Source organism: Shewanella algidipiscicola, from assembly GCF_900380485.1.
In the GTDB taxonomy this organism is placed as follows: domain Bacteria; phylum Pseudomonadota; class Gammaproteobacteria; order Enterobacterales; family Shewanellaceae; genus Shewanella; species Shewanella algidipiscicola.
In genome coordinates, this window is the sequence record NZ_OXJV01000012.1 from 232,960 (window position 1) to 257,645 (window position 24,686).

23 protein-coding genes are annotated in these 24,686 nt (G+C 46.7%); 16 read left to right on the top strand and 7 right to left on the bottom strand.

Going from position 1 to position 24,686, the window contains the following annotated elements; translation table 11 throughout:
- Nucleotide 1: 1 nt before the first annotated feature.
- From hflC to DN599_RS08550, 13 genes are all read left to right on the top strand, one after another.
- Nucleotides 2-880 (top strand): protease modulator HflC, encoded by an 879-nt coding sequence (hflC, locus tag DN599_RS08490; protein WP_110457187.1) that lies wholly within the window; start codon nucleotides 2-4, stop codon nucleotides 878-880.
- A 324-nt stretch (nucleotides 881-1,204) separates the two neighbouring features.
- Nucleotides 1,205-1,795 (top strand): ubiquinol-cytochrome c reductase iron-sulfur subunit, encoded by a 591-nt coding sequence (gene petA / locus DN599_RS08495; RefSeq protein WP_110457188.1) that lies wholly within the window; start codon nucleotides 1,205-1,207, stop codon nucleotides 1,793-1,795.
- On the top strand, nucleotides 1,795-3,009 hold the full coding sequence (locus DN599_RS08500; protein WP_110457189.1) for a cytochrome b: 1,215 nt from the start codon (nucleotides 1,795-1,797) through the stop codon (nucleotides 3,007-3,009). Before petA ends, DN599_RS08500 begins: the two co-directional genes overlap by 1 nt.
- Nucleotides 3,009-3,710, top strand: a complete 702-nt coding sequence (locus DN599_RS08505; protein ID WP_110457190.1) for a cytochrome c1 — start codon at nucleotides 3,009-3,011, stop codon at nucleotides 3,708-3,710. Before DN599_RS08500 ends, DN599_RS08505 begins: the two co-directional genes overlap by 1 nt.
- 106 nt (nucleotides 3,711-3,816) lie before the next feature.
- Nucleotides 3,817-4,446, top strand: coding sequence for a stringent starvation protein SspA (sspA, locus tag DN599_RS08510; RefSeq protein ID WP_110457191.1), 630 nt, complete (start codon nucleotides 3,817-3,819; stop codon nucleotides 4,444-4,446).
- Nucleotides 4,447-4,448: 2 nt separating this feature from the next.
- Nucleotides 4,449-4,904 carry a ClpXP protease specificity-enhancing factor gene (locus DN599_RS08515; RefSeq protein WP_110457192.1) on the top strand — a complete coding sequence of 152 codons (456 nt, stop codon included), beginning with the start codon at nucleotides 4,449-4,451 and terminating at the stop codon, nucleotides 4,902-4,904.
- A gap of 178 nt (nucleotides 4,905-5,082) precedes the next feature.
- On the top strand, nucleotides 5,083-5,658 hold the full coding sequence (locus tag DN599_RS08520; RefSeq protein WP_110457193.1) for an anthranilate synthase component II: 576 nt from the start codon (nucleotides 5,083-5,085) through the stop codon (nucleotides 5,656-5,658).
- Nucleotides 5,659-5,827: 169 nt separating this feature from the next.
- Nucleotides 5,828-8,302, top strand: a complete 2,475-nt coding sequence (locus tag DN599_RS08525; RefSeq protein ID WP_110457194.1) for a S9 family peptidase — start codon at nucleotides 5,828-5,830, stop codon at nucleotides 8,300-8,302.
- Nucleotides 8,303-8,499: 197 nt separating this feature from the next.
- Complete coding sequence (locus tag DN599_RS08530; RefSeq protein ID WP_110457195.1) at nucleotides 8,500-9,645, top strand: HDOD domain-containing protein; 1,146 nt, start codon at nucleotides 8,500-8,502, stop codon at nucleotides 9,643-9,645.
- Between the two features lie 408 nt (nucleotides 9,646-10,053).
- Complete coding sequence (locus DN599_RS08535; protein WP_110457196.1) at nucleotides 10,054-11,271, top strand: aspartate aminotransferase family protein; 1,218 nt, start codon at nucleotides 10,054-10,056, stop codon at nucleotides 11,269-11,271.
- A gap of 133 nt (nucleotides 11,272-11,404) precedes the next feature.
- A complete protein-coding gene (gene astA / locus DN599_RS08540) occupies nucleotides 11,405-12,424 on the top strand; it encodes an arginine N-succinyltransferase (RefSeq protein WP_110457197.1) in 1,020 nt (339 codons plus the stop codon).
- Between the two features lie 9 nt (nucleotides 12,425-12,433).
- Complete coding sequence (gene astD / locus DN599_RS08545) at nucleotides 12,434-13,894, top strand: succinylglutamate-semialdehyde dehydrogenase (RefSeq protein WP_110457198.1); 1,461 nt, start codon at nucleotides 12,434-12,436, stop codon at nucleotides 13,892-13,894.
- 104 nt (nucleotides 13,895-13,998) lie between these two features.
- Entirely contained in the window at nucleotides 13,999-14,793 is a 795-nt protein-coding gene (locus tag DN599_RS08550; RefSeq protein ID WP_110457199.1) for a DUF1338 domain-containing protein, read from the top strand.
- 179 nt (nucleotides 14,794-14,972) lie between these two features.
- Here DN599_RS08550 and DN599_RS08555 read toward each other — a convergent pair whose 3' ends face one another.
- The 4 genes from DN599_RS08555 to crp form a co-directional block, all read right to left on the bottom strand.
- The gene (locus DN599_RS08555; RefSeq protein ID WP_110457200.1) at nucleotides 14,973-16,340 is read right to left on the bottom strand and encodes an ATP-binding protein; all 1,368 of its coding nucleotides are present in this window, start codon (nucleotides 16,338-16,340) and stop codon (nucleotides 14,973-14,975) included.
- A complete protein-coding gene (locus DN599_RS08560) occupies nucleotides 16,337-17,011 on the bottom strand; it encodes a response regulator (RefSeq protein ID WP_110457201.1) in 675 nt (224 codons plus the stop codon). Before DN599_RS08560 ends, DN599_RS08555 begins: the two co-directional genes overlap by 4 nt.
- Nucleotides 17,012-17,290: 279 nt before the next feature.
- Nucleotides 17,291-17,629, bottom strand: a complete 339-nt coding sequence (locus tag DN599_RS08565) for a PepSY domain-containing protein (RefSeq protein WP_110457202.1) — start codon at nucleotides 17,627-17,629, stop codon at nucleotides 17,291-17,293.
- Nucleotides 17,630-17,711: 82 nt separating this feature from the next.
- Nucleotides 17,712-18,347, bottom strand: a complete 636-nt coding sequence (crp, locus tag DN599_RS08570; RefSeq protein WP_012156707.1) for a cAMP-activated global transcriptional regulator CRP — start codon at nucleotides 18,345-18,347, stop codon at nucleotides 17,712-17,714.
- Between the two features lie 584 nt (nucleotides 18,348-18,931).
- Here crp and DN599_RS08580 point away from each other — a divergent pair.
- Nucleotides 18,932-19,705, top strand: coding sequence for a tetratricopeptide repeat protein (locus DN599_RS08580; protein WP_110457204.1), 774 nt, complete (start codon nucleotides 18,932-18,934; stop codon nucleotides 19,703-19,705).
- Nucleotides 19,706-20,133: 428 nt separating this feature from the next.
- Here DN599_RS08580 and DN599_RS08585 read toward each other — a convergent pair whose 3' ends face one another.
- From DN599_RS08585 to DN599_RS08595, 3 genes are all read right to left on the bottom strand, one after another.
- Complete coding sequence (locus DN599_RS08585) at nucleotides 20,134-21,021, bottom strand: phosphoribulokinase (RefSeq protein ID WP_110457205.1); 888 nt, start codon at nucleotides 21,019-21,021, stop codon at nucleotides 20,134-20,136.
- Nucleotides 21,022-21,104: 83 nt separating this feature from the next.
- Nucleotides 21,105-21,356, bottom strand: a complete 252-nt coding sequence (locus DN599_RS08590) for a YheU family protein (RefSeq protein ID WP_110457206.1) — start codon at nucleotides 21,354-21,356, stop codon at nucleotides 21,105-21,107.
- Between the two features lie 3 nt (nucleotides 21,357-21,359).
- The gene (locus tag DN599_RS08595; RefSeq protein WP_110457517.1) at nucleotides 21,360-22,334 is read right to left on the bottom strand and encodes a hydrolase; all 975 of its coding nucleotides are present in this window, start codon (nucleotides 22,332-22,334) and stop codon (nucleotides 21,360-21,362) included.
- 122 nt (nucleotides 22,335-22,456) lie between these two features.
- Here DN599_RS08595 and DN599_RS08600 point away from each other — a divergent pair, with 122 nt between their 5' ends.
- Complete coding sequence (locus DN599_RS08600) at nucleotides 22,457-22,963, top strand: TAT leader-containing periplasmic protein (RefSeq protein WP_110457207.1); 507 nt, start codon at nucleotides 22,457-22,459, stop codon at nucleotides 22,961-22,963.
- A 107-nt stretch (nucleotides 22,964-23,070) separates the two neighbouring features.
- Nucleotides 23,071-24,663 (top strand): GMC family oxidoreductase, encoded by a 1,593-nt coding sequence (locus DN599_RS08605; protein ID WP_110457208.1) that lies wholly within the window; start codon nucleotides 23,071-23,073, stop codon nucleotides 24,661-24,663.
- The last annotated feature ends 23 nt before the right edge of the window (nucleotides 24,664-24,686 follow it).

Sequence of the window (24,686 nt, forward strand, 5' to 3'; positions counted from 1 at the left end):
CATGGGTAGATTATCTGTCATTATTATCGCAATCTTGATTGCGACCGGTTTATCTTCACTGCTGGTCGTTAATGAGGGTGAGCGTGCGATCGTATCGCGCTTTGGTAAAATTCTTAAAGATGATGGCGTGACACGGATTTATACGCCTGGTTTACACGTTAAACTGCCATTGATCGATAAGATTAAGTTTTTAGACTCTCGCATCCAGACTATGGACGGCGCAGCAGATCGCTTTGTGACTTCTGAGAAAAAAGACTTAATGGTCGACTCATATGTCAAGTGGCGTATTTTTGATCATGAAAAATACTACTTAGCGACTAACGGTGGTAATAAAGTCCAGGCGGAATCTTTATTACAACGTAAGATTAATAACGATCTACGTACCGAGTTTGGTCGCCGTACTATCAAAGATATCGTCTCTGGTAGCCGAGATGAGTTACAGCAAGATGCGTTGAGAAACGCGTCTGACAGTGCCGAAGATTTGGGTATCGAAGTGGTCGATGTGCGTGTTAAGCAGATTAACTTACCTGCTAATGTGAGTTCGAGTATCTACCAGCGTATGCGCGCAGAGCGTACCGCAGTAGCGAAAGAGCATCGCGCACAAGGTAAGGAGCAATCTGAGATCATTCGTGCTAAGACCGATGCGAGCGTAGAAATTCAAATTGCTGAAGCTGAGCGTAAAGCCTTATCCGTTCGTGGTGAAGGTGATGCTATTGCGGCTAAAATCTATGCAGATGCTTACAATAAAGATCCTGAGTTTTATTCTTTCTTACGTAGTTTGGAAGCATATAAAGCCAGTTTCTCAAGCGGCTCAAACGTGATGGTATTAGAGCCAGACAGTGACTTCTTCAAATATATGAAGCGTTCTGACGGCAAATAAACCATATACATAAAAAAGCCCGACGAGTTCGGGCTTTTTTGTATTTGTTTAATTCAACCTGCTAATTTAGCTTAAATTGTTGTTCTGGCTTTAAACAATTTGCTACCCATTATCCGCGTAATTTGTGACTTTTTCATTGCTATTGGCCATATATATTGATTGTTTTGTAAACAGCGTTAACTTTGTTGGCTGTTTTACTATGATCTGCTTCTAATTTTTGGCTATAATGAGCCCCGCCTCAAATTTGATTTTTGTGCTTTGGGGTAAAACCCCAATATCAAAGTTTTTAAAACAAAAATTCCAACACTCTCTGGAGATAAGTGGATGAGCAATGCGCCAGTCGATACCGGACGTCGCAGATTCCTGACCGCAGCAACCGCCGTAGTAGGTGGTGCTGGTGCCGTCGCTGTAGCGGTTCCTTTTATAAAGTCATGGAATCCGAGTGCCAAAGCGAAAGCTGCAGGCGCACCGGTTGAAGTAAACATTAGTAAGTTAGAGCCGGGTCAGCTGATCCGTGTTGAATGGCGTGGAAAACCTGTATGGGTTGTCCGTCGCACCGAAGAGATCTTAAAAGGTCTTGCCACTCTCGATGATAAATTACGTGATCCTGGTTCAAATGAAGAGCAGCAACCTGCCTATGCGCAAAATGCGGTTCGTTCAATTAAGCCTGAGTACTTTATCGCTGTAGGTCTTTGTACTCACTTAGGTTGTTCTCCGACGTATCTTCCCGATACCTTTGGTGAGCAAGTCGAAGGTGTGGCCTCTGGTTTCTTCTGCCCATGTCATGGCTCTAAGTTTGATATGGCAGGCCGTGTATTCCAAGGCGTTCCAGCACCCCTAAACCTTGTTGTTCCACCTCATCAATACATTGATGACGGCAACGTCATTATCGGTGTCGATCAGGGAGCTGCGTAATGGTAAAGAATATTATTGATTGGATTGATGCAAGAATCCCAATGACGGCGACCTATAACCGCCATGTTGGCCAATATGCAACACCAACAAACTTTAACTTTTGGTACTTCTTTGGCTCATTAGCCATGTTAGTGTTAGTTAATCAGTTACTGACTGGTATTTGGCTAACGATGAACTACGTACCAACCGCGGAAGGTGCGTTTGCCTCTATTGAATACATCATGCGTGATGTTGAATATGGCTGGTTACTGCGTTATATGCACTCCACTGGTGCATCTGCCTTCTTCGTCGTTATCTATCTGCATATGTTCCGTGGTCTTATCTACGGCTCTTATCAAAAGCCAAGAGAGCTATTGTGGCTATTTGGTATGTTGATCTTCCTTGTGTTGATGGCTGAAGCCTTCATGGGTTACCTACTGCCTTGGGGACAGATGTCCTATTGGGGAGCGCAGGTAATTATCTCGCTCTTTGGCGCGATCCCAGTGATTGGTGATGACCTAACACTTTGGATCCGTGGTGACTTCGTTGTTTCTGGTGCGACGCTTAACCGCTTCTTTGCACTGCATGTTATTGCCTTGCCATTAGTTTTGGTTGTGCTGGTATTCCTGCACTTAATCGCGTTACACGAAGTGGGTTCAAATAACCCTGACGGTATCGAAATTAAGAAGAACAAAGATGAAAATGGTTGGCCAAAAGATGGTATTCCATTCCACCCTTACTACACAGTTAAAGATATTATGGGCGTCGCAGGCTTCCTGATTGTCTTCTGTTATGTGTTGTTCTTTATGCCTGAGGGCGGTGGTTACTTCCTAGAGAAGCCAAATTTTGAAGCCGCTAACCCCATGAAAACACCTGAGCATATTGCACCAGTATGGTACTTCACGCCTTTCTATGCGATTTTGCGTGCGATCCCTGACAAGCTGCTAGGGGTTGTGGGGATGGGCTTAGCGATTGCCGTGTTGTTTGTTTTACCATGGTTAGATCGCTGTAAGGTTAAGTCGATTCGCTACCGTAGCATGATCCATAAGCTCAATATTGGTCAGTTCGCTGTATCGTTTGTTGTCTTAGGATACTTAGGTGCGGTTCCTGCCACACCAGCACTAACCATTGCGGCTCGTATCTTTACTCTGACTTACTTCGGTTTCTTCTTAGCGCTTTGGCTTTACAGCAAGAGTGAGAAGACCAAGCCTGTACCAGAGAGGTTGACTCACTAATGAAGAAATTATTGATTGCATTAGTTACTTTGGTGCCATCGCTTGCCTTTGCTGCAGGTGGCGCAAATGTACATTTAGAAAGTGCCAACATCGACCTAAACGATACTGAGTCACTGCAACGTGGTTTAGATAAATTTCAGCACTATTGTGCAGGTTGTCATAGCACTCAATATCAGCGCTATAACCGTGTTGCAGAAGACTTAGATATCTCACTAGACGATATGCGTGATAAGTATATGGTGGTAGAGGGAGCTAAAGTTGGTGACTTGATGGAAAACTCGATTCCAGAAGTCGATGCGGCAAAATGGTTTGGCGCTGCGCCGCCTGATTTGACTTTGGTTGCTCGCGTGCGTGGTGAAGATTGGCTCTATACTTACCTTAAGAGCTTCTATCATGATGAGAGTCGTCCATTTGGGGTGAATAATACCGTCTTCCCATCAGTGGCCATGCCTCATGTACTGCAAGATCTGCAAGGTCTGTCGGTTAAGCAAGAAGATGGTAGTTTTGTGACTACTGGCGGTAAGCTTACTGCTGAAGAGTACGACCAAGTGGTGCGCGATATCACAGGATTCCTGGTTTATTCAGGCGATCCGGTCAAACTTGAGCGTGAAAGCTTAGGTTGGTGGGTGATGGGCTTCCTGTTTATTTTCTTTATCGTGGCTTATCTACTAAAGAAAGAGTACTGGAAAGATGTACACTAACCCCCAATAAAGGTTAGAATGTATTATCCGCATATTCCAAACGGGGGGCCTTGCCCCTCGTTTGTTTTTGCTTTTTTAGCTTTCGACTTAATTTTGGAGGGTATCAATGGCTGTTGCTGCCAATAAACGCTCAATCATGACCCTGTTTTCAGGCGCTGACGATCTCTATAGCCACCAAGTACGTATCGTATTGGCGGAAAAGGGCGTTACCGTTGATGTTCTACAGGTTGATCCTAATGAAATGCCTGAAGATCTTATTGAGCTAAATCCATACAATACAGTTCCGACATTAGTTGATCGTGAGCTAGTACTTTATAACTCGCGCATTATTATGGAATATTTGGACGAGCGTTTTCCTCATCCACCATTAATGCCTGTTTATCCTGTTTCTCGTGGCCAGACGCGTCTGATGATGCACCGTATCGAAAACGATTGGTACACCTTAGTGGATCGCATTCGTAAAGGTGATCGCGCCGATGCCGCTCGTAAACAGTTACAAGAGAGCCTAACTTCTATTTCGCCAATCTTTAATGAAATGCCTTATTTTATGGCGGAAGAGTTTGGTCTGGCTGACTGTTATTTAGGCCCGCTATTGTGGCGTCTGCCTGTACTGGGTATCGAGTTAGACAGCCGTACCGCGAAGGAAGTTAAAGCTTACATGACACGTCTATTTGATCGCGAGTCATTTAAAGCATCACTAACAGAGTCCGAGCGCGAAATGCGCATGGGTATCTAAAAATGAAACCCATGACACCTAATCGTCCGTACTTATTGCAAGCATATTATGATTGGCTGATGGACAATGAGCTAACCCCCCATGTGGTGGTGGATGCTTATGTTCCTGGAACACAAGTGCCTCAGCAATATGTTAAAGATGGACAGATTGTGCTGAATATTACCGCCAGTGCGGTGGGTAATCTACAGATTGGTCACGATGCTATCGAGTTTAGTGCTCGTTTTGGTGGTGTGCCCCAGCAAGTGATTTTACCTATGGCCTCCATCGTGGCTATATATGCACGAGAAAATGGTGCAGGTACGGTATTTGACCAAGAAGAAGCCTATCAGCTTGAACTTGAGCCAGAAGAGACCGGTCTATCGGTAGTCGAACAGAAACCAGCGCCAGCGTCTGCTTCAACATCTGAAGGTGATGAGGCTAAACCTAAGCGCCGTGGTCATCTAACGGTCGTTAAGTAGCAATACATTTAACTGCGTATTATAAAAAACCAGCCTAATGGCTGGTTTTTTATTGCCTACACTTTGCCAAGTGAACCATTGAAGCTAACGAGGTTTGCTAGTGGATGAATAGTTCACTTCTCTGTGTTAGCATCTGCGCCACAAGAATAACCTCACGACCTTAGGCTAGCAGCAGTATATGATCTTAATGATCGACAATTACGATTCATTTACGTTTAACTTAGTGCAGTATTTTCAGCAGCTCGGGCAGGAAATCATAGTAAAACGCAATGATGAGATCACTCTGGCACAAATCGAACAGTTATCGCCTAGCTTACTGGTTATCTCGCCGGGGCCTTGTTCACCAAATGAGGCGGGGATTTCATTGGCTGCTATCAGCCACTTTGCTGGTAAATTGCCGATATTGGGTGTCTGCTTAGGTCACCAAGCCATTGCTCAGGTGTTTGGGGCGGATGTGGTGCGTGCTAAACGCGTGATGCACGGTAAAACCAGTCGTATTACCCATAGTGATAAAAGGTTATTTTCAGGGCTAAATCAGCCGTTAACTGTGACTCGGTATCACTCACTGCTGGTCGACAGTGTACCGAAAGATTTTGTACTCGATGCTTGGTTTGACGATCCGCTTTACGGGCGCGAGATCATGGCTATGAGCCATCGCTCTCTACCTATCTATGGCGTTCAGTTTCATCCAGAGTCGATTTTGACAGAACAAGGGGTGGAGTTACTAAAGCACTTTATCGATATGGCAGGTTAACTTAGGCATAGCCTGAATATGTTACAGTGTGTCTGCTTTCTCTTTTCAAACTGTTACAACATTTATACTTATCCTTCCGCGTTTTTAGTCTATTTTGTGATATAAAAGGCAGCAAAATAACTGCCATACAGCGACTGCTGTTTATGCAAAATAACAAGAAGGAAGGATGATGATGGGTGCTTTTCGTGGTTTTGGCCTCAGCCTATTAACGCTCGCCATGTTGGGCGGCTGTGCGACCTCAGCACAAAACAATTCAGCAGAGACGACAACCTCTGCGTCAGTCACCTTGGCTGCACCGCCAAGTATTGGCCAACCCCTCACACTTAAGCAAATAATGGCCAATCCTGATTGGATGGGAATTTTTGCCAAGGGCGAATATTGGAGCGATGACAGTCAATCCATTTATTTTGCCAGACAAGCCCACGGTGCACCGATTAAGACCTATTATCAACAGCGTCTAACCGAGCCCAGTGCTCACGAGTTAGCATTAGATCAATTACATGCAGCGTCACAGCAACATGGGGTTTTGGATTTCGCCAAAACACGTAAAGCCTATCTTTACCAAGGCAATTTGTTTGTTAAAAACCTGTCGTCAGGCCAAGTGACTCAGTTAACGCGCCAAAATACAGCTATCGATGGGGTGCGCTTTTTAAGTAATGGCGATATCGCGTATTGGCAAGGCGATGATATCTTTAAGATCCATCAAGGTTCTGGTCTGCTAGAGCAGATGGCTAATATCAAGATGGCCATAGAGCCCAAAGCGGTAGAGGCACCATCTAGCTATATTGCCAAGCAACAGCACAGATTGATTGAATATGTGGCTTTGCAGCAAGAAAGCGCTATCGCAAAGCAAACCTATCAAGCTCAGCTTGCCAAGAGCGATCCAACCCTATCGGCCAAAACATGGTATTTGGGTGATAAAGAAGTGGTGAGCCAGCTAAGCCTGTCGCCAACGGGACGTTATGTTTTATTGTCGCTGCGTGACAAAGATTATAGCTGGCGCGCCGAGCACGACATCATGCCTAATTACCTAGGAAAAGATGGCTATGTTGATGCAGTTCCTGTACGGACACGGGTTGCAGAAGACAAGCATCCTGGTGAGCGTTTAGTGTTATTAGATTTGCAAACTCGTGATAAAAAAGAGATCACTATCGAAGGGTTAATTGGTTTTGATGAAGATGTCTTAGCCAAGGTTAAAGCCGAAAATGCGCAAGCGAAGGGTGAACGCTACCAGAGCCAAACTGCGCCGCGTAAGGTGCAATTAATGCAAGATTGGGGCTGGTCTCAAAGCGCCATTCAATGGCAACCCACGCAGGACAAAGTCGCTGTGATGTTGGAAGCTATCGACAATAAAGATCGTTGGCTAGCCACACTCGATCTCAATAAAGGGCGTTTAGTTACCCAGCACAGATTGCACGACGATGCCTGGGTAAACTACAACTTTAATCAGTTTGGCTGGTTGCCCAATAGCGATAGCCTTTATTATCTGTCAGAAGAGACTGGCTATTCTCATCTTTATATTAAGACCAAAGGTGAGGAAGCTACGCCACTGACTCAGGGAAAATATGTTGTTAGCGATATTACCCTTGGCCCTAAAGCGGAGTTTATCTATTACAAAGCCAATAAACAGCACCCAGGGATCGATAATGTTTATCGGGTTGAAATAGTCTCTGGGAAAGAGCAGCAGTTAACCCAATGGGAGGGTCAACTCGATTACCAACTTAGCCCAGACGGAACCAAGTTGCTGCTTAATGCCTCTCGTCGTACCCAGCCTGCAGAGCTATTTGTGCAGGCCATAGGGGGAGAACTCACTCAGCTAACTCATTATACCAGTGATGCGTTTAAGCAATACCCATGGCAAGCGCCCGAAGTCGTTGCAGTGCCATCAACGCATGGTGCCGATGATGTTTATGCGCGAGTCTATTTACCTCAAGGATTTGATAACACCAAGGTGGATAAGTATCCGGCGGTGATCTTCAATCATGGTGCGGGTTATCTGCAAAATGCCCATTATGGCTTCTCGGGTTATTTTCGAGAGTTTATGTTTCATAACTTACTGACTCAAAATGGCTATGTTGTGATGGATATGGATTATCGTGGATCTAAGGGCTATGGTCGTGATTGGCGCACCGCGGTTTATCGTAATATGGGGCATCCCGAGGTCGAAGACCTAAAAGATGGTGTGAGCTGGATGGCAAGTAACGCGAATGTTGACGCTAATCGTGTTGGTACTTATGGGGGGTCTTATGGTGGTTTCCTTACCTTTATGGCGCTATTTACCGAGCCTGAGCTATTTCAAGCCGGTGCCGCTCTGCGCCCTGTGAGTGACTGGGCGCATTATAATGCGCCTTATACCTCTAATATTCTAAATACCCCTGAAGTGGATGCTATCGCCTATGAGCGCAGCTCACCCATAGAGCACGCCCAAGGGCTTAACAAGCCATTATTGATCATGAGCGGTGTACTCGATGATAACGTCTTCTTTCAAGATAGTGTGCGTTTAGTACAACGTCTCATTGAATTGGAAAAGCCAATGTTTGAAACGGCCATCTATCCGGTAGAGCCCCACGGTTTTCGTCAACCATCGAGTTGGCTGGATGAATATCGTCGAATCTTTAAGTTATTCGAGCAAGAGCTTAAATAAATAACAACACAAGGCTTCCTATGGGAAGCCTTTTTTATATCGCAAAATAAATAAGTTAGCTTAATAGCAGGATATTTAGTTATCTATGGTTATTAAAATGTCCGTATTTTTACCACTACAGCGAGCTGTCTGAGTAAGGATTTAGTGTAATATAAAGTGATTAAGCGTTAATTTTGGCCTGTCATAAAGGGGTTTAGGTGGGAAGATCTGTTTCAGGTGGTGTGCGTCCGGGCATTATTGTCGATATTGAACATAGGTTATTGAAGCAGCTGATTGTGGGTAAGCAAAAAACGACGGCTTCGATGTTTGATGAACTCGATAGAGAACTTGAAGGTGACGCTAATAAGCTGGCTATCGAGCGCGATGCCATATTTGAACGTTTATCTAAGCAAATTCAAGCCAGGCAAGTCTTTGAGGCTGTATCTGCACAGCTCATTAGTACGGTTAACTCCACTTTAGATAGTCAATTAGCCTCACCAGAAAAACTGTTGGCGCAATCGGGGCTCAACCAGAGTCAAATGTTGATGTTAGAGGTGTTACATCAGCAAAATCTCGATATAAATCGTTTAAGGTTGATCATTAACGATCTGCCTTGGCTGTGCCGTGACCTGAGCAATATCGTTAACAGCCCTTCTTTTCGACAAAAACGACAACAGCGTTCCGATGTGAAAGTGACTGACTTGAAGTTAGTGCTTAATTTTATTGGTATTGAAAATCTGCGGCAAGTGATCCCCTATTTTTGCCTACGAAATTGGTTGCCAACTGCTAATGCCAATCTGCTATGGACTACGCGTAAGTTATGGCGTTATTCGATGCTTACCGGCATAGCGGCTAAAGCTTTGGCTCAGCTTAATGAGCAAGACGTCGCCTTTGCTTATAGTTGCAGCTTGTTATATCAGTTAGGCACTTCTGTGGTACTTAAAAATGGTGCAAAAGTATTTGAAACTGTCTGGGGTAACTGGCTTAGAGAGGCTAGCGCTAGTCGTGATAAAGAACTGTATGATGCTGTATTAGCAACTGAATTCCCTGCTGATAATATTTATGAGCAGGCATTACAGCATGCTCATAAACTAAACTGGCAACTGCCTAGCTTGCTCGATTTTACCGCGAGCCCCTTGACTCAGGTACAAATTGAACTCGATACCCATTTATCTTACAGCGAGCTATCGACCTATGCGGCCTTAGTCGCCCGAGCGAGCTGCTTTGCTAAGGTGATGATGTTAGAAGAGATGCGCTTAATCACCCCAAAAGAAAAACATTTAATGTTTGATTATTATGAGTTATCAGAGCAAGAGTTGCTCAGACTCAAGGGGCAAAATTACCGTAAGTTAGATCTCTTATAAGCTCATTTTCCCCTCTTTGTTTAACCAAGGCTGGCGTCGATAGTCTTAGTGGTTGTAAATGAATACAGACGTAATTAATTACCTGGTTACACCACAGTTAATAAATGTGTATATATTCATTATTGCTGCATTGTTAACGGTTTTGTGGTCAACTAAGTTTTTTTGTGACTAAATATGCTGCAAACCCCGCCTTTAAACGCTTGTATAAGTCATAAAGCCAAATCTTTATGCATTAATCGTGCACCTCTTCAAGGTGTATCGTGTTAGAAACTAGTATTTTGTTCACATTTTCGTTATTAATGTCATCTAAGATAACTCAATAACCGTCGTCGTTGCAGGTCATTGTCACGACTAAAGGCGGGTACGAATGGTTTTTAAAGCCATCGACAACAAAGAAAGGATAGAGGAATGAGCGTTAATAACAAGCTAACCCGAGCCCAGTTTGATGAAGTTATGGTGCCTAATTATGCACCTTCTGCCGTGATCCCTGTGCGTGGTGAGGGGAGCAGAGTATGGGATCAGGATGGTAATGAATTTATCGACTTTGCCGGTGGCATCGCGGTAAATTGCTTAGGTCACTGTCATCCAGCATTGGTTGGGGCGTTAAAAGAGCAAGGCGAAAAGCTTTGGCATCTTTCGAATGTGATGACTAACGAACCTGCTTTAGCGTTGGCGACTAAATTGGTCGATGCTACTTTTGCTGAAAAAGTCTATTTTGCTAACTCTGGCGCCGAAGCAAACGAAGCGGCGCTTAAATTGGCTCGCCGTTATGCGCTGGATAAGTTTGGCGCTGGTAAAGAGCAAATTATTGCTTTCGATAAAGCCTTCCACGGCCGAACTTTTTTTACTGTGACGGTTGGCGGCCAAGCGGCATATTCTGATGGATTTGGCCCTAAACCTCAGGGCGTGACGCATTTACCGTTTAATGATATTGCCGCGCTTGAAGCTGAAGTGTCAGATAAAACTTGTGCGATTATGCTTGAGCCTCTGCAAGGTGAAGGTGGAATTATCGACGCCTCACCTGAATTTTTAGCTGCGGTGCGTGCACTAGCCGACAAACATAACGCCTTGGTTATTTTCGATGAAGTGCAAACTGGTGTAGGGCGCTTAGGTGCGCTGTATGCTTACATGTTGACCGACGTCGTGCCAGATATCCTCACCACGGCTAAAGCCTTGGGTGGTGGCTTTCCGATTGCGGCAATGCTGACGACCACTGAGATTGCCGAGCACCTTAAAATCGGCACTCACGGCTCAACTTACGGTGGTAACCCATTAGCGTGCGCCATAGGTAATGCCGTACTGGATGTGGTCAATACACCTGAGGTGTTTGACGGGGTTAAACGCCGTGAGCAGTTGTTGCGTGATGGCTTAAATAAGATCAATGACAAGTATCAAGTCTTCGCTGAAATTCGTGGCAAGGGTTTGTTGATGGGTGCGGTATTGAATGAGCAATATCAAGGCCGTGCTAAAGATTTCTTAGTCGCAGGTATCTCGCAAGGGCTGATGAGCCTGATTGCCGGTGCCAATGTGATCCGTTTTACTCCTTCTCTTGTGATCCCAGAGGCAGATATTGCCGAAGGTCTGGTGCGTTTCGAGCGCGCGGTAGCTCAAGTGGCTGCAGACTAAGAGGCGAAAAAGCGCGAGGCTCCATTATCGTGCTTTTTTGTTAGCATAAATTCTTGGCTCTCAAGTGCTTTTGCGGCGCATACGCGCCGTGCTGCCTGTACTTGAGCGCCTTGATAAGTGAGGAGACTCAAAGATGTTAATTATCCGCCCCATCCGCTCGAGCGATTTTGCTGCGCTGTACCACATCGCAGAAGAATCAGGCCATGGATTTACGTCTTTACCCGTCAATGAGGAACTGCTGCGCAATAAGATTGCCCGCTCAGAAGCCTCATTTGTCAAAACTATCGACAAGCCATTCGATGAAGGTTATCTGATGGTGCTCGAAGATACCGACACCCAAGAGGTGGTGGGTACCTGCGGTTTAGAAGCCGCTGTGGGCATGGTCGATGCGTTTTATCATTATCGTTTAGGCACCGAAGTGTATCACTCGGAACAGATTGATGTTCGCAATGAGGTTGAGACCTTAACCTTATGCCACGATTACACGGGCTCAGCCGAGCTTTGTACTCTGTTTTTGGGTGACAAATACCGTAAAAATAATAATGGCCGCATGCTGTCACGCAGCCGTTTTCTATTTTTAGCGCAACATAGCGAACGTTTTGGTGAGACGGTGATCGCCGAGATGCGTGGCGAGAGTGACGCCGAGGGAAACTCCCCTTTTTACACTTGGTTGCAGCAACACTTTTTAGGTATCGACTTTGTGCAGGCCGACTATCTGTCAGGCCTAGGGCAAAAAGCGTTTATGGCAGAGATGATGCCTAAAAACACTGTGTATGTGTGTATGTTGCCAGAAGCCGCGCAAAAGGTGATTGGCGAAGTACATACTAATACGCGTCCGGCGCTTAATCTGCTGCAAGCTGAAGGCTTTCGTTGCCGCGGGTATGTGGATATTTTTGATGGCGGCCCCACGGTCGAATGCAATATTAATGATATTCGCTCGGTCAGAGAAAGCCGTTTATTGACGGTCAAGGTCGGTGATATGCCGGCCTCTGACAGTAGTTTTATCCTCTCAAATACTTTGTTAGCCGATTATCGTGCCACTTCAGCCAAGCTGTTGGTTAGCGATGAAACCGATGAAGTGATTCTCTCTCCTGAACTCGCGGCCGCATTAATGGTTGCCACAGGCGATCCCATCCGTGTCTTAGCAATGTAGGAATAACCAATGACTCAATTTATTAACGGCCAATGGGTTGCCGGCCTTGGTCACGATGTGACCTCAACTAATCCAGCAAATAATGACATTATCTGGCGCAGCAAAACGGCGACAGCAGAGCAGGTCAATCAAGCCGTTGCAGCGGCGCGCGCGGCACAGTTTGACTGGTTTATGCTTGGTTTTGATGCACGCTTGGCGATTATTGAAGCTTACCGCGCCGAACTAGAGGCGCACAAAGATGATATCGCCGAAACCATCGCCCAAGAAACCGGTAAACCTCAGTGGGAAACTGCTACCGAAGCGGGGGCCATGATTGGCAAAATCGGATTATCCGTTGCCGCTTACCATAAACGTACAGGCAGCAGCGAGAATGAAACCCCTGCTGGACGCGCTGTATTGCGTCACAAGCCCCATGGGGTGGTGGCGGTGTTTGGCCCCTATAATTTCCCTGGACATTTGCCTAATGGGCATATAGTGCCTGCACTATTGGCGGGTAACACTGTGGTATTTAAGCCGTCGGAGTTAACGCCTAAAACCGCTGAGCTGATGTTAAAACTGTGGCAACAAGCGGGTTTACCAGCCGGAGTGATTAACCTAGTGCAAGGCGAGGTCGACACAGGTAAAGCCTTGGCATCACATCCGCAAATTGATGGCTTATTCTTTACTGGTAGTTCGCGCACGGGGCATCTTTTACATCAGCAATATGCAGGGCATCCGGGTAAGATTTTGGCATTAGAGATGGGCGGCAATAATCCACTTATCATCAAAGATGTCAAAGACACTAAGGCCGCGGTGCACGATATTATCCAGTCGGCTTACATCTCGTCTGGGCAGCGTTGTACCTGTGCTCGTCGACTCTACATAGAGCAAGGCGATGCCGGTGATGAGTTACTCAATCAACTCGTGCAAGCGGTCAAACAGATCAAGGTGGGGGCATGGAATGCTCAGCCTCAACCTTTTATGGGCTCAATGATCTCAGAGACTGCCGCCAAAGGTATGGTGGCGGCGCAGCGTAACCTACTCAACTTAGGCGCTAGTGCACTGGTGGAGTTAACGCATCTAGAGGCGGAGACCGGGCTGGTTTCTCCTGGACTTATCGATGTCACTCAGGTGATTGAATTGCCTGATGAAGAATATTTCGGTCCGCTACTGCAAGTGGTGCGTTATAGCGATTTTGATCAAGCGATTACGTTAGCGAACGCTACCCGTTATGGTTTGTCTGCTGGGTTACTTGCCGACAGTCGTGACGATTATGAGTATTTCTTAGCGCGTATTCGCGCTGGTATCGTTAATTGGAATAAACAGATCACAGGGGCGTCGGGCGCGGCGCCATTTGGTGGTGTTGGCGCATCGGGTAACCACAGAGCCAGCGCATTTTATGCGGCCGATTACTGTGCCTATCCTGTTGCCTCGGTAGAAGCAGATGTGGTGAGCTTACCTGCGACACTCAGCCCAGGTTTAACGGTATAGCGCACAATAGATGGGGGATCTTATTCCCCCATGTTTATAGACTAGCTGCAAGTTTATTGGCGACATAATTAACGGACAATAGATGCCGTTTAAGGATGAAATTGATGCACACAGATGTAAACCAGCTTTTTGCGTCCCTGTGGGATGATTATGTTGAAATGACCCCTTCTGCCGCAAAAGTACATCAACTCTTGGGTAAGGGTGAGCCGATCATTAACGATCACATTGCCCTGCGTACCTTTAATCTCGACAAGGTGAATTTAAGTGTCTTGGCTAACCATTTTGAGTCTTTGGGGTATGTAGCGTGTGGTGACTACCATTTCGAAGCCAAGAAACTTAAAGCAAAACACTTTGAGCACCCAGATGCGACTCAGCCTAAGGTGTTTATCTCTGAGCTATTGGTGGAAGAGTTTAGCCCGCAGTTGCAAGCCATAGTGAAAGACTTGGTCGACCAAGTTGACGTTGCTGCCACTACGGCGGATAACTTCCTCTATTCTGGGCGTCACTGGACGCTGGATATTGCCACCTATGAAGCCTTACTCGCTGAAAGTGAATATGCCGCTTGGGTTGCCGCCATCGGTTACCGAGCTAATCATTTTACGGTATCGATTAACTATTTAGCGGGGGTCGAAACCCTAGCTGAGGTTAATGAGATCCTAAAAGATAACGGTTTTGTGCTTAACTGTGTGGGCGGCGAGATTAAAGGCTCGCCCGAGGTGTTGCTAGAGCAATCATCGACCATGGCCGATAAAATAGCGGTGAGCTTTAGCGACGGGCAGAAGACGATCCCCAGCTGTTTTTATGAGTTTGCCCTGCGTTACCCTAAAGCCGACGGTGAGCTTTACACCGGCTTTGTAGCGGCCTCTGCGGACAAGATTTTTGAAAGCACCAATAGTTAACTGCCCTGGTAGCTAGCTTGTTGCCTCAAGGCACTAAAAAAGCCGATGTTAAAACATCGGCTTTTTTATTGGCTTAACGCGACAAATTAAAGCAAATTAAGCCATCGCGGTTTTATTACCTTGGTTTAAATACTAGCGGTTTAAAGCCCTTAACGTCGATGAATAGAGCCGTCACTGGCTCACTGCGGCGTAAAGCGTAACTGAACTTTTAAGCCTCCAAGGGCGGCACTGTGCTCAAAACTAAGCTCAATCTCATACTGCTCGGCAATGTCTTTCACAATCGAAAGCCCTAAGCCATGACCTATGATGCTCTCATCTAAACGGGTTCCTCTGTGGGTGAGTAATGACAGCTGATCACTATCGACACCACAGCCATCGTCTTCGATGGTTAACAGTATCGGCTTATCAGCATCTTGCGCTGGCGTGGTTGTGCTAGCAGTCACCGTCGTTACACTAATAGACACTTGAGATTTAGCCCATTTAAAGGCGTTATCGAGCAGGTTGCCAATCAGCTCCATGCCATCTTCCCTGTGTATCGGCAAACGATTGATACTGTCATCAATGGCAAATTGGCACTGTATCTGTTTGCCATGGTGGACTTTATTTAAGGTATGACACAGATCATGCAGATCTTTGGGCAGCTGCATCTGCGCCGCCGGTAGCATGTCGCCAGTTATTCGCGCCGCCGCCAGTTTGCGCTCAATCATTTTATGAATAAGATCGAGTTGCTTTTGCAATGCCATGGCCGAGTCTGGGTCTTTTAGCCCTAGCGCTTCCACTTGCTGCTGCATCACCGCCAGCGGAGTTTTTAAACCATGACTAAGATTGCCTAAATTATTACGGCTGCGTTCCATCTGCTTACTTGAGTATTGCAACAGCTCGTTATAAGTGGTGGCTAGTGGCGCAAGCTCTGGTGGTATCTTATTGACATCTAAAGAGGTTATTTCTCCACCACGCAGTTTGATTAAAGCCTGCTGCATATCGTTTATCGGTTTAAAGGATTGCCTTAAAACTATAAAAATCCCCGCAATCATGGCCAGCAGCATGGCTAAGTTGACCCCAAGCTTAGTGCCATAAACTTGGGTAAAGACTTGACGGCCAATACTCAAGTCTTGGGCGACCGTAATGGTGGCCTGTACTAAGGCAGTCTCGCTGCTTAGCCCTAAAGAGAGCAGTTGGATGTCGTGATTTTGCGGCCCTTTGGTCTGCCAGACTCGGGTTTCCCCTTTGGTTAAAGGGCGAATATCGAGGCGCTGATCCCATAAGGAGCGCGATCTTAGCTCGATATGATCCATATTAAGCTGGTAGTAGCGCCCCGAATAGACAGGTTTGTAGAAGCTCGATAGCTGACTTTGATCTATGGTGATGTCGCCGTTATCGAATTGAATCGCCAGTAATACCTGCTGTAAATCTTCTTCGAGACGGTCAATAATCGAGTCATGAAACGCTTGCCTGAGCATCGACTCAAAAATGACGATGGCAACAAAGGTTGAGATGATCACCAAGCCTGATAACCATAAGCTCAGCTTGGTACGAATGGAGATCATTGTTTTAAGCCGTGAAAAATATACCCTTGTCCGCGGCGCGTTTCGATGGCGGTTTTGCCCAGTTTTTTACGCAGATGGGTCACGTAAACCTCAACTACATTACTCTCTTTTTCGTCGTCAAATTGATACAGTTTGTCGGTCAACTGCGCTTTCGATAGTAGTTTTTTGGGCGACATCAAAAAAATCTTCAGTAAGCGAAATTCCATGGCGGTCAGTTCAAAATGCTGCTCGCCTACGCTGACGCTTTGTTGACCCTCATCTAAAGTCACCCCCTCGAAGCTGAGTTCTTTAGTGGGGGTACTGGCCTTGCCGTGGGCACGGTTGATCAGTGCATTGATGCGGGCCAACAACTCCTGAGTATGAAACGGTTTGCCTAAGTAATCATCGGCGCCAGCATTAAAACCTTCTACTTTTTCATGCCATTGACTGCGAGCCGTCAGCATAATGACCGGTGTGTTAACCCCTTGATTACGCCAGTTTTGTAGTAACAATAAGCCGTTACCATCAGGTAAACCTATATCGAGGATCACGCAATCATAATTGGTCTCTTTGATAAGGTAGTCGGCTTCTGCGGCTTTATCGGTGACATCGGTAACGTAACCCGCTTGTTTTAGCTGTTTTACAAGCTCTGCAACTAAAAGGGTATTGTCTTCAACGAGCAGCAATTTCATATATGGGTTTACCTGTTTGGGTGAGCATTTTCAAACGGGAGCCTTTCAATAAGTGATGACTCCTAAACTGTGACTAATCAAGTCGAGTACCAATTAAGCCAGTACTCTATTGACCGATGAAACATGGTTACTATGAGGCGGAAATTGCAATCAGTAGTCATGGTTAAATATACATTTTATAACACCATAGCCGCGCAGGTTAACCATCAAGAATCATCAGGTAATTATTGCAATTGGTATAAATCATACACCTTTTCCAAGTGGCCATGTAGCACCGTGTTATTTTTTGTCGTGTTGGCAACTGGAGGGCAGTTCGGTGGTGTCTGTTAGCTCGCCGGTGCTGGCATCCATTTTCAGGGAGATTAATTCCCCTTGCGGACTTCTGAGTTGTAGGTGGTAATGCCATTGGCCTTGAGTTTGATACAGATGGGCGTCGAGCAGTTTGACGCTGCAATAGCCTTCGACTTTGGCGAGTACGACATCAAATGGCAGTATTTTTCCGTCGCTGACCAGTTTTTTGGCTTGATTGTGCTCAAGTTCGGTAAAGGGCGTGGCAGATAACGAGGCGACTGAGAGGGCATAGAGGATGAATGCACTAGCAATGTAGATGGGTTTCACTAATGCTGTCCTAAAAAAAGTGGCCTGACAAAAATGTCAGGCCACTTTAGCGAACATCTATTAAATCTAACTTAACGCTAGCTTAGCGAGTTCCATAAACTACGATAGTTTTACCGTGCGCCTGGATAAGATTTTGCTCTTCAAGCATTTTTAGGATGCGGCCTACGGTTTCACGTGAACACCCTACGATCTGGCCAATCTCTTGACGAGTGATCTTAATCTGCATACCGTCAGGATGGGTCATCGCATCAGGCTGTTTAGCAAGATGAAGCAGGGTTTGCGCAATGCGCCCAGCAACATCAAGGAAAGCCAAATCGCCCACTTTCTGGCTGGTACTGTGCAGACGGTAAGCCATTTGCGAAGAGAGTTTCATCAATATCTCAGGATTAACCTGGATCAATTGTTTAAACTTCTTATAAGAGATCTCGGCTATCTCACAGGCTTGCTTAGCGCGAACCCAAGCGGTACGTTCAGCCTGTTCTTCAAATAAGCCTAATTCACCAATAAAGTCGCCTTGGTTAAGGTAAGAGAGGATCATCTCTTTACCTTCTTCATCTTTGATTAATACTGCAACAGAGCCTTTAACTATGTAGTACAGCGTATCTGAGTCTTCACCAGCATGGATCAGTGTGCTTTTGGCTGGATATTTATGAATGTGACAGTGTGATAAAAACCATTCCAAAGTTGGATCCGGTTTAGGCTTACCAATCAGAGCCATGCCTGTGTTCCTCGACTGAATTAATGTATATACAAGAATATGCTAAATAAGTAGATTACGTCAATTGAGCAGAAAAAACCTCGTGAGAGATCAAACTTTGCGACAAATTTGCAACCCAATAAGTAGATTTTACCGTAGTGTAAATATCGGACTTTATAATGATACATTAGTAATATATGTCAACTATTACTGCATTTAGTCGGCGCTATTTGCCCGACAATGCAGTATGCATCACATCAAGCGCTTTACGCTATTCGTTAACCCTTTATTTACGCCTAATGCTACTTATTGGCTGAGACTGTCAATTTTGGTTAAAGAACACGGTTTTTTTAACGATTTCTCTCGACTTAATGAGGCGATTATTGCTAACGTTATTGGTCTGTGTTGGCATTCGTTTAACCAGCCTTCTTGCGTCTTGGCTGTCGAGTTCCATCGTTTGATGACTCATCAATGATTGGTTTAATTGACAACGTTAGTGTTAAAGATGAATGGCTACGTGGTTGTTTTATCGCACCAGCGATTTTTATTGCTTAAGTCGGCCTTTGCCGGACCGAATAAGCTGTTTGATTTGGGAGAAGTGAACCATGAAGATCAATACGTGGATGATAGCCGCCAGCTTATTGCTTGGCAGTGCGATGAGCCATGGTGCGTTCGCATTTTCGATCCCTGCCACGGCGCAAGCGCAAGCCGCTAGTAAGCTGGCGCATATTCAGCTGAAAGCGGCTCAAGGCCAAGCCGAAGCGCAATATTTGTTAGGATTAATGTATGTTTCGGGGCGTTTTGTCGCACAAGACACCCTTTTAGGGCCGCAATGGCTTATTCGCGCTGCTGAGCAGGGCCATCTTAAAGCGGTGCAAACCATTGCCGATCTCTCCTTCGATGGCAAGCTTATTGATAAAGATTTAGCTCAAGCCGAGCGCTGGTATCAACAATTAGCCGCTCAAGGCGATACACGAGCGACATTTCGTTTAGGGTTTATTTATGCCTCAGGTGGTCATGGGGTGGTGCGTAATTGTGGTAAGGCGGTCGATTATTTTCTTGCCGTAGGTGATAACGTGGCGTTGGGCAACGCTTCATGGATATTAGCGACTTGCCCAGAATCTGAATATCGTAATGGCGATAAGGCGATGGCTATCGCTAAGGGATTGGTTGCAGCCAATAACCAAGATCCGACGCATTTAGATAACCTTGCGGCGGCGTACGCCGAAATCGGTGACTTTAACGCCGCAGTCAATATCCAGCAACAAGCTATCCATGCGCTTAAGCAGATGGCTGATCAGCATCGTTTTGATGAGTTTCAGTTACGCTTGCAGCATTATCAGCAGCAGAAACCTTATCGCGAAACCTTACCTTTATAGTTGCTTACTCTTATCGCTTCCTTTCTTCATCGAGCATGAAGGAAGGCTGTTCGCCACTTGCTAACATGAACGTTGCCATCTCCCCTTGCGCTTTCGCTCTTAGTAACAAGCTTCTCTGTATTGGGTTATCAAGTTAGGGATCGGCCTTACTTACGGGCGCCCAAGTGTGATTTTTTAGTCTGAATCACCAGTATTAGAGTTCGGGATAACTGTATCGGATGCTAAGACGAGGCTCAAACTAATGCTAAGGCGGGGGATTTAAGCCGGAGTTTGGCGAGGGAAGTGGTGCGCTAGCATACTCAAGGAAGCAAACAGATCAAGATGGGGGAATTCACTCCCAAGAGTATACTAACTATCAGTCTTTCGCCTGAAATCCCGACGTGTGAGATTCTACGTGGGCTGACTTAAATGAAGCTTAACCTAAGCCGTTATTCAGTATCTAAATCGAGCAGCTGTTGTCTCTTTTCTTGTAGATCGCGGATAAGCGGATTCAATATCAGTTCCATCGCGAGCGACATTTTACCGCCAGGCACTACCAAGGTATTGATGCGAGACATAAATGAGCCATCGATCATCTTAAGGTAATAGGGAAAGTCGACGTTTTTGATCCCGCGAAAGCGGATCACCACAAAACTTTCATCTAAGCTGGGGATGGTTTTGGCGCTAAAAGGGTTAGAGGTGTCGACGGTAGGCACGCGCTGAAAGTTAATATGAGTGCGTGAGAACTGGGGCGTCATATGGTTAATATAATCGTCCATGCTACGCACAATTGACCCCATCACTTTCTCGCGGCTATGACCACGCTCAGAGGTGTCGCGAATGATCTTCTGGATCCATTCTAAATTAACAATGGGTACCATACCAATAAGGAGATCCACATGCTGTGCTACGTTGCACTCATCGGTGACCACCCCACCATGTAAGCCCTCGTAATAGAGCATATCGGTATTGTTGGGCAGCGGTCGCCATTGGGTAAAAGTGCCGGGCATCTGATTAAAAGGCACAGCTTCATCAAAAGTGTGAAGGTAAGAGCGTGTCTCACCTTGGCCCGTTGCGCCATAATCTCGAAAACACTGCTCGAGTCTCTCGAAGTCATTGGCTTCCGGGCCAAAATAGCTGATATTTTTGCTGTCGTTTTGCGATTGGCGGATCTTCAGTTCCATCTCGGGACGGGTATAGTGATGAAAGCTGTCTCCCTCGATCACCGCCGCGTTGATCCCCAGTTGGCGAAAGATATGGCTGAACGCAGTCGTGGTAGTGGTGGTGCCGGCTCCAGAGGAGCCCGTCACGGCAATTATCGGGTGTTTTGCTGACATTTATTTACCTAAAAACGCTGAAGTAGTCACGGCCTGCTAAGCAGGAGTGAAGCAATAGTTATACGGTACAGACCCTGTGCAGGTCAATCTTCTGTTGATGTTGCTAAGGTATTGTCTTTGTGACGAATCGCAATAGATTCATCCTCTTCGCTGTACTCTACAACCAACTCATTGCGCGATAATGCCTGTTGGCATTGTCGTATTGCTGAGGACATCGCCGCATCATCGAGGGCGGCAAAACTGCCATCTTCCATCTGAGTGAATAAAAACTCTTTGATCAAGTTATTTAATGTGTCACTGGGCAGTTGCAGTAACGCTGAGTAAGGCACCAGCATGGTTTATTGTCCTATGTCGAACAGAAAATGGGTAATACGTTTTTCTAAATAATATTGCGGTTTTAGTGGTGTACCGCCGTCGATAAATCCCACGTGGCCGCCATTATGATGCAGCTCATACTGCACCGCGCTCGCCAATTCATTGGCATTGGGGATCACCTCATCAGTCATAAAGGGATCGTCTTTAGCGTGGATCACCAGTGTCGGTTTGGTGATTTTACTCAGATAGGCTAGGCCGCTGGCGCGTTGATAATAATCGGCTACACCAGTAAAACCGTGTAAGGGGGCGGTGACCCGATCGTCAAACAGATGGAAGGTCGTTAACTGCGCAATATCGGCATGGGACACTGGCATCTGGCCTTGCAAGGAGGGCATATCGAGTTTTTCACGCACTTTTTGCTGCAACTGTTTGATAAGGTAAGTTTGATACACTTTCGAAAAGCCGCTTTTCAGCCTAGTGGCACAAGCCGCCAGTTGCAGTGGTGCCGAGATCACTATGGCTCGGTCCACCAAGCTGTTATCGGCTTGCTCGCCCAAATACTTTGCCAATACGTTACCACCTAAGCTATAGCCGACAGCCAATAAGGGGCTGGTGGGAGCGCGCCGTTTAAGCATGCTAAGGGTGGCCTGTAAATCTTGGGTGTCGCCGCTGTGGTAACTGCGGGCCAAGCGATTACTCACTCCAGAACAACTGCGGTGATGGTGCACTACGGCGCATACCTGCATACTGGCCAAGCGGTTAAGTAGGCGCCTGACATAATGAGAGTCGGCGCTGCCTTCTAAGCCATGCACCAAGACCACAATGGCTTGATTGGCCTTGGGTTCACCTAAAAAATCAACATCGATAAAGTCGCCATCATCGAGTTCGAGGCGTTGGCGTGTTAGCGCGGGGCCGCTTACTTTTGTCAGCACCGGTAATATCGTCTGGATATGCGGGTTTTTAGCCCACCAAGGGGGTGAAAAATGTGGTTGCGTCATCATTGGCTGTTGCTGAATGTTAAAACGTGTGTTTAATTATTGTAAGTATCGGCTAGTGTATCACACAAACCCATGCTGAAATTACGTCATGGAGGGTGATGATTGAATATAAGGAATGGCATATGAAAAGACGGACTTTTTTGGCTACCGCGCTTGTCGGCACTGGAGCATTGGCTTTAGGTGTCACGCTTTATCGTCCGCCTTATGTGCGAGTTAACAAGGCGCTCGACCGTCATCACCGGCTGTTATTCAGTTTACTGCTACCTGTGGTGTTAGATGGTGCGCTGCCGCAAACCGAGTCGCTGCGAATTGCCGCGCAAAATCGTACCTTAGATGCCATTAGCGACACCATGGTATTACTTCCCTTAGATGCGCAAGCCGAGCTAGAGCAGTTACTGAATCTATTGGAGTCGCGGCTTGGCATGTTGCTGCTCACCGGGAGCATGACGCCACTGCTACTGCGTAGCCCTGCGCAACTGATTGTCATGTTAGAAAGCTGGCGACACAGTTACTTAGATATGATGGTCATCGCATATCAAGGCTTAAGGGAGTTGATAATGGCCAGTTACTACGCTTGCCCTGAGCATTGGCCGCGGCTGCATTACCAAAAGCCCGCTCTGTTTGGCTAAACCATTAGGCTCACTCATGTGGCTAACGATACCGGTTCGCTGCGTAATGATAGCCACCATAACCCCCCCTTAAACAAGGGTTACAGCATTAACACGGAGGCCAGACCTTGGCGATACCAGACCCCATAGTAGAAGGCCTAGCAAGCGGATGGCATCACATAGATGGCAGTCATCTTGACGCGCCCACCACGTTAGAAGCCGATGTCGTGATTGTAGGCAGCGGCGCAGGTGGCGGTGTGGCGGCGGAGATCCTTACTCAAGCCGGTTTATCGGTGATCATCATCGAGGCGGGGCCGCTCAAGTCCTCAGAGAGTTTTAATATGGAAGAGCGCCGTGCCTATCCCAACTTGTACCAACAAGCGGCCTCGATGAAAACCAAAGATAAGGCGATAGGCATTTTTCAGGGGCGCGCCGTAGGTGGCTCAACCACCATCAACTGGACCACATCGATTCGTACCCCCGACGAGGCGCTGCGCTTTTGGGGAGCGGAAAAGTCGGTGAGCGGCCTGACAAGTGATATCCTCGCGCCTTGGTTTGAGCGGATGGAGCGGCGACTCAATATCACTGAATGGGCTATTGAGCCCAATAACAATAACCTGGCGCTTAAGCGCGGCTGTGAAGCCCTAGGCTGGCAGCACACAGTGATCAAACGTAACGTGGCGGGCTGCTGGAATACCGGTTATTGCGGCATGGGCTGCCCAGTAAATGCCAAGCAGTCAATGTTAGTGACCACTATTCCGGCGGCGCTATCCCAAGGGGCGACGTTAGTCAGTCGAGTGAAAGTGACTAAAATTGAGCACCACAAGCAGCAAGTGTTTGCCTTAAAAGCACAGGCGCTGAATGACGCCCTCACGCCGACAGGGGTCGAAGTACTGTTTAAGGCCAAGCATTATATTTTAAGTGCTGGTGCCATACACACCCCAACCTTGATGTTGCGCTCAAAACTGCCCGATCCTTATCAACTCATCGGCAAACGCACCTTTTTACATCCCACCTTACTCAGTGGCGCAGTGTTTAATGATGCGATTAATGGCCACAGCGGCGCGCCGCAATCTATCTATTCTGATCAATTTGTGTGGCCAAATGGTGCCTCTGGCGAGCTCGGCTATAAACTTGAGGTGCCGCCGATCCACCCGGTGTTAATTGCTTCTAAAACCTTAGGATATGGCCAGAGTCATGCGCAGTTAATGGCCCAGTTTAATCAACTGCAGGTGACCATAGCGCTGGTGCGCGATGGTTACCATAATGACAGTCAGGGAGGCCAAGTGCAGTTAACCGATAATGGCTTTAATCTCGATTATCCGCTTAACGACGTGTTTTGGGGCGCGGCGCGGCGCGCCTTTGCCAGTATGGCTGAGCTGCAATTTGCGGCGGGCGCCAAGCAAGTGCTGCCTATGAGTGAGGGGGTGGGACCGCTATCGAGCTGGGCCGAGGCGAAACAAGCGATTGCCGAGATGACCTTAGCACCACTAAAAACCATCGTGGCGTCGGCGCATGTGATGGGCGGTTGTCCCATGGGTGAAGATCCGGCAATGGCGATGGTCAATAGTCAGGGGCAATCGCACTATTTCGATAACCTGTCGGTGATGGATGGCTCAATCTTTCCCACCAGTTTGGGGGCCAATCCACAACTGTCGATCTATGCGATCACAGCTAAAAATGCCACCGCGTTAGCCCAGCGATTAACCTCTGCACAATAACATCCTCTATTTGAGTGTCACAA